The 16,008-nt window shown below is 38.7% G+C and carries 15 protein-coding genes; 1 reads left to right on the top strand and 14 read right to left on the bottom strand.

The window, feature by feature from the left end; all coding sequences use genetic code 11:
* Nucleotides 1-9: 9 nt before the first annotated feature.
* From AC1M9P_RS14105 to AC1M9P_RS14070, 8 genes are all read right to left on the bottom strand, one after another.
* On the bottom strand, nt 10-1,020 hold the full coding sequence (locus tag AC1M9P_RS14105) for a YjgN family protein (RefSeq protein ID WP_257219954.1): 1,011 nt from the start codon (nt 1,018-1,020) through the stop codon (nt 10-12).
* Between the two features lie 218 nt (nt 1,021-1,238).
* Entirely contained in the window at nt 1,239-2,075 is an 837-nt protein-coding gene (gene fghA / locus AC1M9P_RS14100; protein ID WP_481588034.1) for an S-formylglutathione hydrolase, read from the bottom strand.
* A gap of 32 nt (nt 2,076-2,107) precedes the next feature.
* Nucleotides 2,108-3,532 carry a C13 family peptidase gene (locus AC1M9P_RS14095; protein ID WP_481588033.1) on the bottom strand — a complete coding sequence of 475 codons (1,425 nt, stop codon included), beginning with the start codon at nt 3,530-3,532 and terminating at the stop codon, nt 2,108-2,110.
* A 118-nt stretch (nt 3,533-3,650) separates the two neighbouring features.
* Nucleotides 3,651-4,469 (bottom strand): class I SAM-dependent methyltransferase, encoded by an 819-nt coding sequence (locus tag AC1M9P_RS14090; protein WP_481588032.1) that lies wholly within the window; start codon nt 4,467-4,469, stop codon nt 3,651-3,653.
* The gene (locus AC1M9P_RS14085) at nt 4,463-5,287 is read right to left on the bottom strand and encodes an undecaprenyl-diphosphate phosphatase (protein ID WP_035268259.1); all 825 of its coding nucleotides are present in this window, start codon (nt 5,285-5,287) and stop codon (nt 4,463-4,465) included. Before AC1M9P_RS14085 ends, AC1M9P_RS14090 begins: the two co-directional genes overlap by 7 nt.
* Before the next feature lie 12 nt (nt 5,288-5,299).
* Nucleotides 5,300-5,965: a tRNA (adenosine(37)-N6)-threonylcarbamoyltransferase complex dimerization subunit type 1 TsaB gene (gene tsaB, locus AC1M9P_RS14080; RefSeq protein WP_481588031.1), complete on the bottom strand. Its 666-nt coding sequence runs from the start codon at nt 5,963-5,965 to the stop codon at nt 5,300-5,302.
* Nucleotides 5,966-6,087: 122 nt separating this feature from the next.
* On the bottom strand, nt 6,088-6,618 hold the full coding sequence (locus AC1M9P_RS14075; protein ID WP_035268256.1) for a gamma carbonic anhydrase family protein: 531 nt from the start codon (nt 6,616-6,618) through the stop codon (nt 6,088-6,090).
* 27 nt (nt 6,619-6,645) lie between these two features.
* Entirely contained in the window at nt 6,646-7,260 is a 615-nt protein-coding gene (locus AC1M9P_RS14070) for a CoA pyrophosphatase (protein WP_035268255.1), read from the bottom strand.
* Nucleotides 7,261-7,390: 130 nt separating this feature from the next.
* On the opposite strand from AC1M9P_RS14070, the gene AC1M9P_RS14065 reads away from it, so the two are divergent.
* Nucleotides 7,391-7,939 (top strand): NUDIX hydrolase, encoded by a 549-nt coding sequence (locus AC1M9P_RS14065; protein ID WP_035268253.1) that lies wholly within the window; start codon nt 7,391-7,393, stop codon nt 7,937-7,939.
* Nucleotides 7,940-7,976: 37 nt separating this feature from the next.
* Here AC1M9P_RS14065 and filF read toward each other — a convergent pair whose 3' ends face one another.
* The 6 genes from filF to filA all read right to left on the bottom strand — a co-directional run bounded on the left by filF (nt 7,977) and on the right by filA (nt 15,993).
* Nucleotides 7,977-9,884 carry a putative pilus system protein FilF gene (gene filF / locus AC1M9P_RS14060; protein ID WP_481588030.1) on the bottom strand — a complete coding sequence of 636 codons (1,908 nt, stop codon included), beginning with the start codon at nt 9,882-9,884 and terminating at the stop codon, nt 7,977-7,979.
* Nucleotides 9,885-9,896: 12 nt separating this feature from the next.
* Nucleotides 9,897-11,153 (bottom strand): putative pilus assembly protein FilE, encoded by a 1,257-nt coding sequence (gene filE, locus AC1M9P_RS14055; protein WP_481588029.1) that lies wholly within the window; start codon nt 11,151-11,153, stop codon nt 9,897-9,899.
* The gene (gene filD / locus AC1M9P_RS14050; RefSeq protein WP_180000164.1) at nt 11,153-12,820 is read right to left on the bottom strand and encodes a putative pilus system OmpP1/FadL family transporter FilD; all 1,668 of its coding nucleotides are present in this window, start codon (nt 12,818-12,820) and stop codon (nt 11,153-11,155) included. Before filD ends, filE begins: the two co-directional genes overlap by 1 nt.
* A gap of 12 nt (nt 12,821-12,832) precedes the next feature.
* Nucleotides 12,833-14,041 carry a putative pilus system protein FilC gene (gene filC / locus AC1M9P_RS14045; protein ID WP_481588028.1) on the bottom strand — a complete coding sequence of 403 codons (1,209 nt, stop codon included), beginning with the start codon at nt 14,039-14,041 and terminating at the stop codon, nt 12,833-12,835.
* A gap of 65 nt (nt 14,042-14,106) precedes the next feature.
* Nucleotides 14,107-14,940: a putative pilus system C39 family peptidase FilB gene (gene filB / locus AC1M9P_RS14040; protein ID WP_481588027.1), complete on the bottom strand. Its 834-nt coding sequence runs from the start codon at nt 14,938-14,940 to the stop codon at nt 14,107-14,109.
* Nucleotides 14,941-15,123: 183 nt separating this feature from the next.
* Nucleotides 15,124-15,993 carry a putative pilus system protein FilA gene (gene filA, locus AC1M9P_RS14035; protein WP_092768589.1) on the bottom strand — a complete coding sequence of 290 codons (870 nt, stop codon included), beginning with the start codon at nt 15,991-15,993 and terminating at the stop codon, nt 15,124-15,126.
* Between the last annotated feature and the right edge of the window lie 15 nt (nt 15,994-16,008).

Genomic DNA, 16,008 nt, shown 5'->3' with positions numbered 1-16,008 from the left:
AATTAACTCCTAAAGTGAAATATCAATATCAAAAATATCACTAATTTCTTCCGCGATGGCACTATGATCACTTTGCGCAATATTCATCATCAGGTTTGGATCATCATTTAATTCTAAGCTCATCGATTCAACTTGGTATCGATAAATGCGAATAGCAGCCCATGCTGACAATAATCCTAAACTTAAGATTCTAGCGATCCAATTACTCGCAACAATCCATGCATAGCGCCATTGATTACAACTGGTCTTAAACTGACTGCTGTTGAGTGTTGTGCTATTCCACGTAGTAATAAAAATTCGTGCCTGTATTAACGGACCAATAAACAACATTCCAATCGCATAAACGGCAAAGATCATCATCAGCATCATATCCATTCCATGACCACTGAGTATTGATAATGTCGAACCACCAAATCCGATGAGCATAAGAATCAATACAAAGAGAATCATGGGAACATATACTGCTCGCATATAACTAGGCCAGTCATTGTTTAATTGAAATTTGAGTTGTCCAACGTACAAATGATTAAGCGTATATTTTTTATAAATCCAAATTGCGACAGGGCTAAATATTCCTAATGTAAAAATGGTGATAGCAAGCGCAATTAAAAATTGTTTATAGGCTTCTTTATTCGTGCCAGAAAAATAAAAACGGCTGTTCCCAAATTTACTGTTGCGCGCATTAAATCGAATTGTGGCTCGTACCAACCATGGAAGAGCAATATAAATAATCAGTCCACCAAATGCTGCTATCGTCATATCCATATATGAGGCAATCGCAAATATTGCCCAAATGCCAATGGCTATCAGTCGACCAATCAAAATTTTAGTCGGTAAACCAGTAAAATCAAAAAAGCGATGAAAAAATTCGGTATTGTTATAAAAATATCTTAAACGACGTACTTTCGCCCATGGCGCATATAGGCTCAATGTCGCAATCGTCAATAAAATATTGACGATCCATATGCCAAAGTACTCCATCGCATTGCCATGAAATTTAAATTTAAATACTTTCCCCATATAAATCGGTCGATTTTCATCTGCATCAGATAATGGAAATGGATCGTTGATGAATGGTAAGGGTGCTTGTTCAGCGGAGTGTTCTGATGAATTCATTATTATTTTCTCTGATTATAAAAATGACATCCCGAGAGATGTCATCATTCAACATGGTTTAAATGTGATATCGCACACATTATAACGAACTTAAGTATGAATATCTTAAAATTCAAATGAGATTAATTTTGCAATTGTAAAGCATGGAATTGCAGATGATCATCAATAAAACTTTGGATAAAGAAGTATCCATGATCATAACCCTCATGCTCCCGCAATGTGAGCTTTTGACCTACGGTTTTACATGATTCAGCAAATAGCGCTGGATTAAGTTGAGCATAAAACTGATCTGCAACCCCCTGATCAATTAAAACTTCGTGATATAGAGCACCCTTTTCTTTCACGAGTTCATTCGCATCATGTGCTTTCCATAACTCACGTTCTTCTCCGAGGTAAGCTGAAAATGCCTTTTCACCCCATGGACAAATTGATGGCGCACAAATCGGTGCAAATGCTGAGACTGACTTAAATAAGTCTGGATACTTCCAAGCAAGCGTGAGTGCACCGTGTCCTCCCATGCTGTGACCAAAAATACCAATCCCCTCATCCTGTACAGGAAACGATGTAAGAACTAGAGAATACAGCTCCTGTATAAGATACGACTCCATCTGATAATGCTCAGCCCAAGGTGCTTGAGTTGCGTTTAAATAGAATCCAGCCCCTTGCCCTATATCCCAAGAATCCCCGACCGCCACGTCGTCACCACGAGGTGATGTATCTGGAGCAATCAATATAATTCCCAATTGTGCAGCTAAACGTTGTGCGTGTGCTTTGATGACAAAAGTTTCTTCAGTACAAGTCAAACCTGCAAGATAGTACAACGCAATACATTTTTGACCTTCGAGTGCCTGTGAAGGTAAAAATACAGAAAATTTAGTCGGATTTTTCAAAAACTTTGAATTGATCTGATAAACACGTTGTTCACCATCAAAACATTTATTCTTTTGAACCAATTCCATTGCACTGCCTCACACATTTAATTTTTAAAACATCATCGCATATTCGTAAACTGAGCACTATCACTCTGGTGTTCACTACTTACGGTTGATAATCCAACCTGAGGAAATAATCTCTTTTCAAGTTGCGGCAACATAATTTCCATATTCTTACCAATGACCCATTGTGGCTCTGATGGCATAAACCCTTGTGCATTTTCCCAATGCGCAATATTGACTGATGCATCTTCAAAGGCTTCACGTAAGCTATTTTTTTCACGCATCGCTAAATCAAAGAAAGCACGTCCAAAATAAGTCGAGTCTGCATCATTTGAACAACCAAAAGACTCTCGATCTGCTGCAGCTGCAGTAATGACTAATGTATCTGGCGATTGCAACGCTGGAATAAAACTACCAGAGAAACATGATGAAATCACAATGACTCTCCACCTGATCCCTGATTTATCAAGCGTTTGGCGCAACCATTTTGGATCTATGTCTTCCAAATCAATTGGCGTATTCTCCATTTGAAATTGGTTACTCAATCCATGGGAAGTCATATAAAGAAACAGGACATCACTTTCACGATTCATCTGAGCGCCAATACGTTGCAATGCCAAATCAATACTGGTCTTTGACGCAATTGGATATTCTTCGCGAGTCGCAGGATTATTAATTAACGCAATTGAACGACCAAAGGTTCCGAAACGCGTATCAAATTGATCTTTAAATCTTTGAATTTCCAATTTGAATACATCTTGATAACTTGCACCAGCTACGCCCATAAAATACCAATACGAGTTCGCAAACTCTCCAAATTGAATCTGTTCAAGCGCCTGATTTAATAATCTGCTTTGCGCGTAAAATGATTGTTCTGAAATACTTGGAGGCGCCTCATCTACCTTCCAAATTGGTTGACTTTGTGACGAAATCTGCCACACAAAAAGTGTAAAAAATGTGGCGATCATGATGAGCAATCGCTCCCACCAAGGCCATTTTAATTCACGCGAAAAAACCCAAACAACAGCTAAACTTTGCCAAACAAACAATAAAGAAAATATGTGCTGCAAATGATCAACAAGGAAATTAGGTTGATAGTCAAAGTTATTAAAATAATATTGGATAAGACACTGAATCAAAACAATATGTGTGTCTAGTACTAACCAAAGTAATGCTGGCACCAACATCAAACGTGGATTATTAGTACGCTGTGAAAGGAAAATCCCAACAATTAAAGCAATAAATGGCCAGAGCGCATAACTCACTAATCCTTGAGAGTTAAATTCTCCAGCACCATTCGATAACAACCAGCTAAATAAAGAGCTCGCTGAACCTCCAAGAATTCCCCAAAAAATAAGTTGAAGAATTGATGGCCTTACAATCTGTAGTGATTTCCTCGAACCTAAAAATAACCAAATCCCTGCAAGCTGGTTACTTTTTAAATCATGCCAAAAGTTAATTGAAGGTTTAAGGTCTATCATAAGATTACTGTGTAGGTGCTTGGATCAGCTTTTTTAAGTTTATGCTCGGTTAAATAATTATCAATGCTACTTTTAACTATATAACAATTTTTCGATTATTTTTGAGTCATTTACCAAACTACTCAGAAACAATCGTTTGAAAATAGGCATCAAATCGACATGCATCACCTAACCATTGATGATCAGGTTTTTGCGCATTGAGATAAACAGCATGCCTTGGTCGCTTTACAATAACTCGCTTAGCAACGCTTTGAGCCAATGCCAACAATTCTTCACCTAAATCCATCTCTCCATCTTCAGGCAACAGAAGATGTAACAGCTGCATTTGTTTTTTAACTTGCGCTTGTTTTTTATTGGCATTTTGATTTTGGTCGCGCTGTGGAAACATTGGATCTAAATACACCACATCGGCATTGACGAATTGGTTCGCACATTGCTTAAGATAATCAGCGGAATCTGAAAAAACTAGCTGAATACGCGCAACAACACTCTTTAAAAATGGGTCAAAACTCGCTTGTTGATGAGTAGATTCTAACAAAGTATATAAAATTGGATGTCGTTCAACTAATGTAACATTTGCCCCTAAATGTGCCATCAGTAAACTGTCATGTCCAAGCCCTGCGGTGGCATCAATGAGCTGGGGTTTTTCAGATAACTGGCATGCCCTTGCAATCATTTCAGATTTCAAGCTAGCACGTTTTAAGCGACCGACTTCGGCTTTCCAATCAGGTTGCATACGCATGCCCTGTGCGCACAGCCACAACCCATCTTGATCAACACAAAGCGCAAGTTCAGGATGATGTCTGAAAAATCGAGCATTCAATTTTTCAACCTCTTCGATTGTTGACTGTACCCCACGAGAAGAAAGCACAGCATTAAAATGCTGTGCTTTCTCAAGAAAATCTCGTTCAGCAAATAAGCGTATTTCGCTTACCATAATTTCCAACCTGTAAATGCAAAGAGAAGGATCACTAAACCTGAAGCAATTCGATACCAAGCAAAAATCATAAAATCACGTTTTGCGACATAGGCAACCAAAGCTCGAATGAGTAATAAAGCTGAGACAAATGAAACAATCAACCCAGTTGTCAACACTGCCCAATCTTCAGCAGTCTGGAATACATCATAGCTTTGATATAAATCTAATAATCCAGCACCAATAATGACTGGAATTCCAAGAAAGAATGAAAATTCGGTCGCTGCTTTGCGGGAAACGCCTAAAAACATTGCCCCGATGATCGTAGCACCAGAACGTGATGTACCTGGGATCAAAGAGAGCACTTGAATTAAACCAATCCAAATTGCATCTTTATAACTGAGCTCTTCAACTTCTTTGACACGTATTCTTGGGGGATTTTTTTCTACCCAAATGATAATTAAACCACCGACAATCAGGCCAATTGCAATCGCGTAGTTATTAAATAATAGCTCTTTTACTGTTTGCCCAAAGGTCAACCCTATTGCAACAATTGGGATTGAAGCCAAGATTAAACCAAATCCGAGTCTTCTTCCTTGTGCTTCGCCAGTGACCATACCCGTTGCAGCACCCCATAAGCGCGACCAATATTCATAAATAACCGCTGCGATTGCCCCCATTTGAATGGCAATCACAAAGACATCACTTTTTTCCTTGGTCCAGAAATTCATGAGTTCAGCGGCTAAAATTAAATGGCCTGTACTAGAAATGGGTAAAAACTCAGTAATACCTTCAACGATACCCATAATTGCCGCTTTAAGCAACAGTAAAAGATCCATAGAAATTCCTAATTATGCTTTGCCTTGTTCTGGAATTTTTTTCCACGCATTGTCACGTAAATAAACGGGTAGTGCGAGATCGGCACTTAGCCATTGTTCTTTTAAAGCATGTTCACGTGCAATAGTCGCTATATCCTCAGCAGTTGCTTGGACATTTGAATAATCATTTAATTCGGGATGAATACATTTTGTTCCCGAACCAATCATTTGAAACTTTTGATAGGCTGCAGCATTTTCATAATTTAATAATTGCTCTTCATCCACCAACTGCATTAAACCTTGAGCATTTAACTGAAAACTTGCGATGTAGACCTCATTCATTCTTGCATCAAGTACAGCCGTAACTTCTGTCAGTTGATACATTCGATAAGCAGCCTGTGCCAGAGCTTGAAGGGATGAAACAGGAATCACAGGCACGTCATGTGACCATGCAAGCGCCTGAGTGACCGCTGCATTAATACGCACACCGCTGAATGAGCCAGGACCACGACTAAAAGCGATCGCATCCAAATCTGAAACGTGTACTTCAGCTTGCTGAAAAGCTGCTTCAATCATTGGGAGGATAGATTGGGTCTGCGCTTTTGCACGATCATCTAGTTGATAAAAAAGTACTTGATTCTCATCAATTAACGAAACTGAGCACTGCTCATTGGCAGTTTCTAATGCAAGCAATTTCATGCATGCCCCTATAAATCGTTAAAAATGGTGCTAATCATACTCCACTCGAATTATTCCTGCGAGAGCAGATCTGTTCAGATTTAGTGATTATTGAACGCTCGTATCAATCTCAACACTTATATTTAAAATTCAAATTTTTCAAGCTGAGTGAAATTTTTGAAATGATGCGCATAATGCATCGCACTCATTTTGAGTTTAGCTTCTGCAAACTCATCTAATGTTTTAATTACTTTGCCAGGAGAGCCCATCACCAATGAATTATCTGGGATGATTTTACCTTCTGGAATCAACGCATTCGCGCCAATAATGCAATTTTTACCGATTACAGCATTATTTAATATGACGGCGTTGATACCAATCAAACTATTATCTCCAATCGTACAACCATGTAACATTGCTTGATGACCAATGGTGACATATTGCCCAACATTCAATTCAATGCCCGGATCCGTGTGTAAGACGGCATTTTCTTGAATATTACTGAAATCACCAATACGAATTTTGCAGTTATCCCCGCGTATTACCGCACCAAACCAAACACTCACCTCTTGTCCAAGTTCAACATCGCCAATCACAGTGGCATTTTCTGCAATCCATCCATTCCATGGTTGAATCGTCGTTGAAGGGGTTTTGTCTTGAAATTTGTACATCATATGCAGCAATCCTATGCATTTAATATTTTAATGTTGTTTGAAAATTGAAGATTTAAAACTTGGGGAATTGAGCAAAAAGGGCCAGTTTTTTTTATAATTTAAGCCATACTGAAACAACGAAATCAGGATCCTTGCTGTAAGACCCCATATCACCTCATTCTCAACTCTTAAACTAGGAAAATAGATTGATTGCTTAGCCAATCGAACTTCATAAGGTGTTGGGCGAGCATCCATCATTTCACGTATTGAAGCAAAAAAAATACGATCGATTTCTGTAGGTTGTGGGACAAGCTTCACATTAGGCGGTATCAATCCAACAACAGGTTTTACTAAAACACCCGCTTTTGAGCGCTCTGAAGGCAGATCACCTAGCAACTTTACATCGAACGGATTCAAAGCCGTTTCTTCCCATGCTTCTCGGAGTGCAACGACAATATTACTGGTGTCGTTCGGATCTCTTTTTCCTCCTGGGAATGACACTTCACCCGCATGATTATTCATATAAATAGAGCGACGCGTCAGCAGAATTTTAGGATCATCTTCATTGGTGATTGCAAGTAATACTGCAGCATCAGCTTTTTGAATGCGTTTAGAAAACCTAAGGTGTTGTTGCAGTTGCAATGTTAATGAATGATCCATCATCTTGAATAGCTCGATCTCTCTTTTTTATTCTCATCCCATCATATATGAAATTTTGTGCATAAGGCTATAAATGATGCGAAAGTTATTTTTTTGGGGTATGCTGAATCATCTCATTTTTACTTGACAGCATATGCCTTTTTGCACGGCCTGTGGGCAACCGACGACCGAACAGATTCCTTTAGGTGATCATAAAGTACGCCAAGTCTGTACGCATTGTAAGACCATTCACTATGTGAATCCAAAGGTCATTTGTGGAGCCTTAGCGATTTGGGAAGATAAAGTACTCTTATGTCGTAGAGCGATTGAGCCGCGCTATGGTCTTTGGACGCTACCAGCAGGATATATGGAACTCTTCGAGACAATGGAGCAAGGTGCAGCTCGTGAAACTCGTGAAGAAGCTGAAGCTGAAGTGGAAATTGAGCAATTGTACTGTATGTACAATATCCCTCGTATTGGTCAAATTTACGTATTATTTAAATCTCACCTTGTTGAAGGTAAATTTGGAGCTGGTGAAGAAACCATCGAAAGTCGTTTATTTGAAGAACACGAGATTCCATGGGATAGTTTAGCTTTCCCAAGTGTTGAACGAACGCTTCGTCATTATTTTGAAGACCGAAAATCGAATCATTTTCCTACACACTTAGAGACCTTAGGTACTCGACTTGATCAAACAGGTTAAAAAAAACTCCATCTCATAAGATGGAGTTTTTTTTTGATTAAGCTTTTCGACCTATTTGATAACAAGGTGTTAAAGCAATTTCAATTGTTCCTGTTCTAAGCTTTGCTAGATTAAGTTGTTCAGTCGTTGGTTTATTCTCTGGAATCGAATTATACGTGTGTTGGTATGTCGCATGCGTATTCACCCATTCAGCTGCGGCTGTAGAGCCCTTAGTATCCCAACTCGTGATATTAATACCCGCTCTTATGTCATTATTTACGATTAAGTTTTGTAAATTTAAACGTACACCTCCAGATGACACAAGTTCACTATTAGAATCGACTCCAAAGTCTGGTCTGTTATTTAGTCCAGCTCTGACCCCATTTAGGTTCCCAAAAATTGGATTCGCTAGAATCATACGTATTGTCAGAGATTTATCATTTGCAGTTGAATATGTTGTGCCTGTCGTACCAATAATGAATTGTTGAACATCCAATTCATCTGTCATGGTTGAAGTATTCTTAATGCTTGGACAAGTGGTAGATTTTAAACTCGATGCAGTACGATTGGTTCGTATATCTCCATTTTCATCAATGACGATACTCACTGTTTGTGATGGAATCGTTTTATCATTAAAGTTAAACACTAAATCTGCGTATAATGGGAAAATAATTTGATCCCCAGCTTCAACATTTTTACGTGTTTTGAACACTTTACGATCTAAATAGCTCACTGGACTGTATTTTAGAATATCAAGCTTACCTGTATAGCGCTCAGAATTGACATCTTGACGCCACTCCCCATATACCTCAGTGCTTGTAGGTGTATCCTTGCTGCCTAAGAATCCTTGATAAGCATACTGATTACCAGGAATAATGGATTGACCAAACAGAGTTCCTTTATAGATTTCTAATTTGTCATTTGAAGATTCAATACTTTTAAAAACTAAAGGTTTTTGTATTTTTTGTGAGATATTATTCAACCAATCTTTTGAATTAGAAACGACATCTAATTTTTCAGGTGGTACTTGATTGATTAATAATACTCGTGCTAACTCTTCTGAAGTATTACTACCCGTAACAATTGGTTTCCCTCTCCACTGTGAGAGATAACCACTCGCATAACCTTCGCGCGTAGTAATTACGCTCATATCAGCAATTGCTTGATTATTGTTTAGGCTTGAGCCGTGAAACCCTGCGAAATTAGTGTTTTGTCCAATAAAGAGTAAGTGATTGGCCTGATAAATACCCACACTTCTCATTCTGATGATCTGTTGTGCTACTTTTTCTGCATCATCAATTGATACCTTATCGACATCTAACCATGGTTTCAGGATCTGAACATAACTGCCATTTTTGAACTCATTGGCCGTTATATTTTGGCTGATCACTTGAAGACCATCCAAGTTGTCTTTTGACAGCACAACTTGCTGTATATCACCAGATACATTACTGATTTGATCTACACCTAATGTTTGCAAAATTCGTATAATTCCGACCATTGCGTTATAGGTAGGATCGGACATATTAAAATTTTCAATTGGCTTACCAGTTAGCCCTTGAGCCATATCTTGTACACCAATCTGAATATAAACATCGCTCATTTTCTTAGGCACAATTGAACCTAGATCGACCGTCCCTAACTCAATTTTTCGAGCACTGGCTTCACCCTGAATATAAAATGTAACTTTGTCTCCCACTTGGCATGAACCAGTTGCAACATTAGGATCGAGTTCAGTTCGATAGTGATTCAGTTTGTCAGTACTACAATCGAACTTTAGTCCCTCTACAGGATAGTCCAAGACAAATCCAAGACAATTAGCATCATTTGAGGTTAAACAACCATTAGAGGTTGTAACGGAACCACGGTTAGGATCTTCATTTATTTTAGCACTCTCTCCACCACATCCAGTCAGTGCTAAAAAAAGCGTGGAAAACGTGAATGGGATAATATTAGACTTTTTCATTCTAGTTCTCTTTTATTTGATGGCCTTAAGCTTTAGCTGACCAGTATTCACGAGTTTTTGATTTTGAATATCAATTGATTCGACTAAAGGGGTTAGTAATAAATATCGTGTTTGAGGTGGTTTTTTTAATATACCTTCGAGTGCAGAGTATGTCGTGACGTTGGCTTGAGTATCTGTACTTTTAAAACCAGTCGCTCCCTCTAAAATGCAACCTTGCTGATCCAAAAATACTGCAATCGGCCAATAAAAAGTTGGGTTATTTTGAGATGAAGCAAATGATTGAATTTGAATCTGATCAATTGATTCATCTAACTCCACCACCTCGTAAGCAAAACGTTCTTTCAATGGCGCAACTGGCCATAAACCAATTTCACCTTGAGCACCCTTCAAACGCTTAGCTTTCTGAATTTTTTTATCTTGAAAACATGTATGTTCCAAAGATTCTGCAAGATCTTTTGCTTCAATACGCATGTACGTACTCGATAAAGCCATTGCTTCTTTCGCTGTAGGCTCTGTCGGCTGTAGGAACTGAGATAAAACGGCTTTGGTAATCCCTTTTTGTCGCTCAATTGTTTCAAAACGAGCTGCACCTACACCCTGCGTATCAGGAACTACATAAAACCGTTTTCTTCCTTCCAGATTAAACTCACGATCTTCAAGATATTCATGATCAATGTATTCAACACCATCAATTACAGTTACAGGACTTCCTGTTTCAGCTTTCAGTGAACCACCTGCGTTTTTGCTATCTGAAATCTGCTCAACACGTTGAACGCTTTCTTTAGAATTTTGATCTTGTGTAGATTTATGTTCTGTTAATGCCTGCTCATGCTTCGTATTGACTTTAGTCTGTGTAAGATCAATTTTCTTCATTTGATCCTGAGTCTTTTTTTCAGCAGTTACAGTTGATTGTTCAACATTATTAGTTAGACCATGCTCAACTGATTTGCTCGCTGTAGGAGCTTTAATACTCGGCTGAACGATTTCAACTTGTATTTTTTTAGGCTCGTCTGCTGGTTTTTTTTGAATGTTTTTTGGCTGAACATTTTCTCTTTGAATTGATTTTTGATCTTTAATAGATTTGTTTTTTTGAGCATTAGATGCAGCTCTTTCGATGACAATCGGTCTGCCATCTGGACCTATAATTGTGTAAAAGTCTTGGGCATACAATGTAGGACTTACTAAAAAAGAACCTGCACATATAACACAACCGAGAGACTGGCTCACTCTTGTTTTTATTTGTTTAAATTGCTCAAGATTTAAGTCCATTACCATCTCGTTCTATAATTAATACCTAAAATCGTAACTTTGGTATTTGTCGATACATTTAAGCCTGCATATGGATTAAGTAATAAATTATCCACGGCGTCTAGATTGGCTAGGCTACTTGATCCCGCTGGAATTCTATCGCGGCTACGAAGGAACCCGACTGATAAATCAATATCTGTATCTTCATCAAAACGGTAACCAATACCCAATCCAAACAATTGTGCATTATTGATCGGTACCATTGTATTCCGCTTTCCATCTGGGATCGCACTTGTTCTAGGTTCATAACCAGCACGGAATTTCAAACGGTCATTGGCAGAATATTCAACGCCAACGCCCCAACTCCATGGAGATTGAAAACCTAGAGGCAGAGATAAAGAAGAGTCTGTTACATCATTAGATAACAGTTTTGCAATCTTCAGAGCAGAAATTTGACGATCGAACTCAAATTTAAACTTATCCCAAGCCGCATAGTCAGTCCATCCCACATCGAAATTTACCTGTAAGTCCGGGAATACTTTGTACTTAATCCCCGCTTGGAAATGTGCTGGATATTCTAAATCCATAGACATTAGACCAGTTTCAATCGCAGGTACATAGTTTGGAAAACCAAGTATGGTTGCCAAAACTTGCCCCGTAGGTGAGGAGTTTAGTCCTTTGATTAATTCTCGGGATGCGTTTCCATTTTCTACAATATATTTACCCTTCAAGCGCATTTTAGCACCGCTTTGGTAAACCAGCCCTAAACCAAACTCTTCAGTGGGTTCCCACAAGACACCTAAGTTGTAGCTTGGTGATAAACTCTGCTCCATTTCAACATTGATTTTCCCGAAAGTTGAAAATGGATTCATGCCCTCATTGGTATTACATAAGCCGAATAACAAAATATTCGTGACAATATTGTCATTCCCTCCACGGAAAGGGGCACAGACAGACTCATCCACCATCCGAAGAAGACCAATCATTTCATTTGGAAAACGTAAATCTGTTTTCATGGCAATGGCTTGATAAGACATGCCCACTGAAGCACCAATTGAAAGTTCATCATTTACTTGATATGCAATCGATGGTGATAAATATGTAATACGCTCCATGGCAACTTGCTGCCCCATGAAGTTACCCGGATTACCATCTTCTGCACCGAAACCTGCAACCATTGGTGCATATACTGCTGTAGCGAAAGTAAACTTAGATCCTGGTGGGTTGTAGGAGATTCCTCCAGTTGGAGCTGCTACTGGCCATCCCTCTCCTAAATCCACCATTTTTTTTAATATAGGAATATATAAGGATGCGTACTCGACATCACCTCTCACAGAATCCTTAAAATCAGTACAGAGGTTTGATGGATTATCAAGCGCATCATTACAGATTAATGGATCATCAGAATATCCAAAGACGTCATAACCTGATGGCGCGGAAAATTCACGCTGAATATCAAAATTAGCAACTAAGCCTTGAACGTCGGTTTGTAACCCTTTGAGTTTGGTTAAACCCGCAGGGTTAAAGTGAATTGCACTAATCCCGGGTGGATCTGCAGTGACAGCATTACCCATTGATAATGAGCGTACATCTACAGATAAATTCTGCCCAAGGTGTGCAAAGACTTGCGTACTACATCCACTCAGAACAATTGCTGTAACTAAAGGATGCAAACGGAATTGACTCATTTCCGAACTCCTTTAGCTTGCTTTTTTCTTACCGAAGCCAAGTATATCTAATGGGAACGATAGGCCGAGAGAAACATCTGGAGAGTCTTCAGTTAAACCGATACCTATCGTTCCATTGACAATCGTCTTCGGACTAACACGTACACCGAGTGCCACCGCAAACATAGAGCTGGTCTGAGTCGCAGGCTCGTAATATTCACCTGTATCATATGTAAATTTGGTACCCATGTTCATCGATTGCTGATAAGACATGGTCAAGGAGACATCATAGTTAAATGAATATGCAAACCCGAACGAGAATCCAGCCGTAACTCCAGGTTCAAAAGTATCTAAAACACGGTTACGCCCGGTTAAACCTTCACCTTGAGTATTTCCTCCCCCTCGGATTTGATTTAAGCCAGATTCTTTAAAACCATAATTTGTTGATACTGACGCAAACAATACAACTGGATCAATATATTTTCTTGTACTTGCACCAACACCAACTGAATAATACCCCTTACCTGTTGAGAGATCCGTCAAAGGATTAATTTCATAGGGGCTATCACCTGTTTTTGTCGATAGATTACCAAACAAAATAAGTGGCAAACGACCTTCTTTCAGTGGAAATGGCTCCCAACGCGCCCCTAAACTAATATCACCCAAACCAGCAGTGGTCGTATCTTTGACACTATCAGACTTTGCAACCAATGGAATTGAAGCGTTTAGCGTGATGTTATCTCTTAAACCATATTGCGCTGTGATGGTATTGGTAATCGTATGATTTGCATCTTCATCAATACGAAGTTGATACAATTGTCCTTCATCGATCGAAGCATTTATTTGTGAATCCCGATAGTACGAATAATCAAGATCATAGAACGTTGAAAACTCACCACGCTTAATCAGTGAATATTGTCGCTCATTAGAGGAAAAAACTTCCTGCAAGTTAGTCTCTTGCGTCGCATCACCTTCTTTTTGTTGGAGTGCATTTGCAGCCTGCCCTTCAACACCTGGCTTAAGAGAAGGTGTTGCATCAACATTTTCAGTAGATTGTGCCGTATAACTTGATTGTGCTTGTTCAAGCTCGGTCGCCGAACTATTTTCAGTATTATTTTGAGTATCTTGAGAAATATTCTCTTCTGATGGAGCTTCAACTGTTTCGGGTGCTGCATAGACGCCTGTGACAATCATTTGAATACTGATTGCGAGTAGCGTTCTTTTCGTCCATTGATTATTCATTTTACTTCCTACCACAATTCTTCATTATTTGGATTTTGTTTCAATTCAATTTAGTTGCATTTAAATTACTTACGTTTATAGTAAAGCCGCATATATGTTGTAATGGGTTGATTATACGTTGGAGATTTGGGATCAAGATCTAATACTTTACGCATAGTTGAGGCTTTATCTGCGATTTTATTCATATAATCTGACGAAAATTGTGCATCAACTAAGGCGTAACGGTTAATTGTTGCATCATCGACATGTCTTAAATCTGTTTCTTGTAATGCCAATAGATCTTTCTGTTGAGATTCAGGAACGTTCACTAAAAATAAGGTATTGTTTTCCCAAATTTCTTTAAATCGTGCTTCATCAAAACTGATATTTCCTAATGCAGGGTCAGCAACATAAACCCTTCCATCTTTATATGCTTTGTATACAACAAAGTGCTTAAAACCTGCATAGTGAATTGGAACAATAGCAGGTTGTGTCTGTTTAATCAGGTCTTTGAATTCACCACGGTACCCCCCACTTTCATAACCTAAAGCAGTGACGAAACGCTTCATATCCAATAATGAAAAGCTTCTACGCTCAATGATTCGATCATACTCGCCAAATCGCAACAATCCCTCCATGGTTTGTTGTTCTGTCAAATTTAGACCAGCGTGACCATTAAGAACTGTCGTCAACGCCGCAGAACCACAACTATAGTCATACGCTTGACGAACTATTCCTCTAAACTGATTTTCGATAGCCGGCTTGATAGCTACAGGTTCACGGTGATTTTTTGTATAAGATAGATGTCGTGAGTCTGCAATCTCACTGTAATAAACTGCTTCGCGTGGTTTTTCTTTAATTTCGAGAGCATGACTCGCAAAAAAATACATAATTGCAGAGCCTAAAGTAATTTCTATCATAATGTTAACTGTTCTAGTTCGGCGTACTTGCCTTTATGATTCTGTAGTTGGAGTTTGCACTCACATTTATTCTTATATTCAGAATACCTTTTTCATCCTAAAAATACAGTACTTTTACTTTTTAATTTCAAATTCGCAAAATTTAAAAAACGCGTGATCAACACGCGTTTTTTGTATAAAAACTTAGTGACCAGAAATTTTGATTGAAGTGCTACCCAAATTCAAACCTTGAACTTCGATTGAACCGATACTCTTATTAGCTTCACCTAAAGAAACTTTTTGGATGTAAGCATTCAATGGTGATTGAGCTGGGCTGATATATAATCCATCTTTTGTTACACCAATTTTGGCGTCAGCATTCAGGTTTTTACTGCCTGAACTTGTAACTTTCAAGCCCTCGATTCCAATGCTACCACCACCCGATGTAGATGTATCATTAATAGTTAAGCTTGTAGATAAACCACCAGTGATTTCAGAATCAACGACAATCATAGCGCCTTGAGGTGCATTACCTAATTGAACGTTTGCTTTCGTTGCACCCAATGATAATGTTAAACCTGTAATAATTTGTTTTTCAGAACCTTCAACAACACCACGAACATTGTCATCAGAACTGTAAGTGCCAGAGCTTGCAACCCCAATAGAACCAACATTGATGTCTAAAGCACCAGTTTCAGCAAGAACATTAAGTACCGCTTGACCACCAACATCTGCGGCATCAACTTTCAACGTTGCTAAGTTTTGAGTATTTCCAGTACCCTTTGAAATCGTTAAACCGTTAACCGTGATTGCACCAGCACCAATTGTTGGATCAGCAGTGCCAGCTGTATTAATGGTCGTATCACCGAATGTCAAAGCGCTATTTGTAAAACCATCATTATCATGAATATATAACTTATCGATTTCGATACCAGCAGTTGTATCAATGGCAATAGTAATACCATCTTGACCAGTCGTTGCGCTGAGTGATGCATCATCCATTGCCTGCATCGCCATAGCATTCACGCTCACCGCCATTGAAGAAACTAAAGCCAATTTTGTGAATAATTTCATTATGTACTCTCCCAA

It is taken from the genome of Acinetobacter sp. 25-47-122 (assembly GCF_056779695.1).
Note: the sequence above shows the minus strand (reverse complement) of the source record. Positions and strands in the feature narration are given on the sequence as shown.

Bases quoted from the DNA above. Each gene is read 5' to 3' on its own strand.
- AC1M9P_RS14105 (WP_257219954.1), bottom strand. From the start codon at position 1,020: ATGGGGAAAGTATTTAAATTTAAATTTCATGGCAATGCGATGGAGTAC.
- fghA (WP_481588034.1), bottom strand. From the start codon at position 2,075: ATGGAATTGGTTCAAAAGAATAAATGTTTTGATGGTGAACAACGTGTT.
- AC1M9P_RS14095 (WP_481588033.1), bottom strand. From the start codon at position 3,532: ATGATAGACCTTAAACCTTCAATTAACTTTTGGCATGATTTAAAAAGT.
- AC1M9P_RS14090 (WP_481588032.1), bottom strand. From the start codon at position 4,469: ATGGTAAGCGAAATACGCTTATTTGCTGAACGAGATTTTCTTGAGAAA.
- AC1M9P_RS14085 (WP_035268259.1), bottom strand. From the start codon at position 5,287: ATGGATCTTTTACTGTTGCTTAAAGCGGCAATTATGGGTATCGTTGAA.
- tsaB (WP_481588031.1), bottom strand. From the start codon at position 5,965: ATGAAATTGCTTGCATTAGAAACTGCCAATGAGCAGTGCTCAGTTTCG.
- AC1M9P_RS14075 (WP_035268256.1), bottom strand. From the start codon at position 6,618: ATGATGTACAAATTTCAAGACAAAACCCCTTCAACGACGATTCAACCA.
- AC1M9P_RS14070 (WP_035268255.1), bottom strand. From the start codon at position 7,260: ATGATGGATCATTCATTAACATTGCAACTGCAACAACACCTTAGGTTT.
- AC1M9P_RS14065 (WP_035268253.1), top strand. From the start codon at position 7,391: ATGCCTTTTTGCACGGCCTGTGGGCAACCGACGACCGAACAGATTCCT.
- filF (WP_481588030.1), bottom strand. From the start codon at position 9,884: ATGAAAAAGTCTAATATTATCCCATTCACGTTTTCCACGCTTTTTTTA.
- filE (WP_481588029.1), bottom strand. From the start codon at position 11,153: ATGGACTTAAATCTTGAGCAATTTAAACAAATAAAAACAAGAGTGAGC.
- filD (WP_180000164.1), bottom strand. From the start codon at position 12,820: ATGAGTCAATTCCGTTTGCATCCTTTAGTTACAGCAATTGTTCTGAGT.
- filC (WP_481588028.1), bottom strand. From the start codon at position 14,041: ATGAATAATCAATGGACGAAAAGAACGCTACTCGCAATCAGTATTCAA.
- filB (WP_481588027.1), bottom strand. From the start codon at position 14,940: ATGATAGAAATTACTTTAGGCTCTGCAATTATGTATTTTTTTGCGAGT.
- filA (WP_092768589.1), bottom strand. From the start codon at position 15,993: ATGAAATTATTCACAAAATTGGCTTTAGTTTCTTCAATGGCGGTGAGC.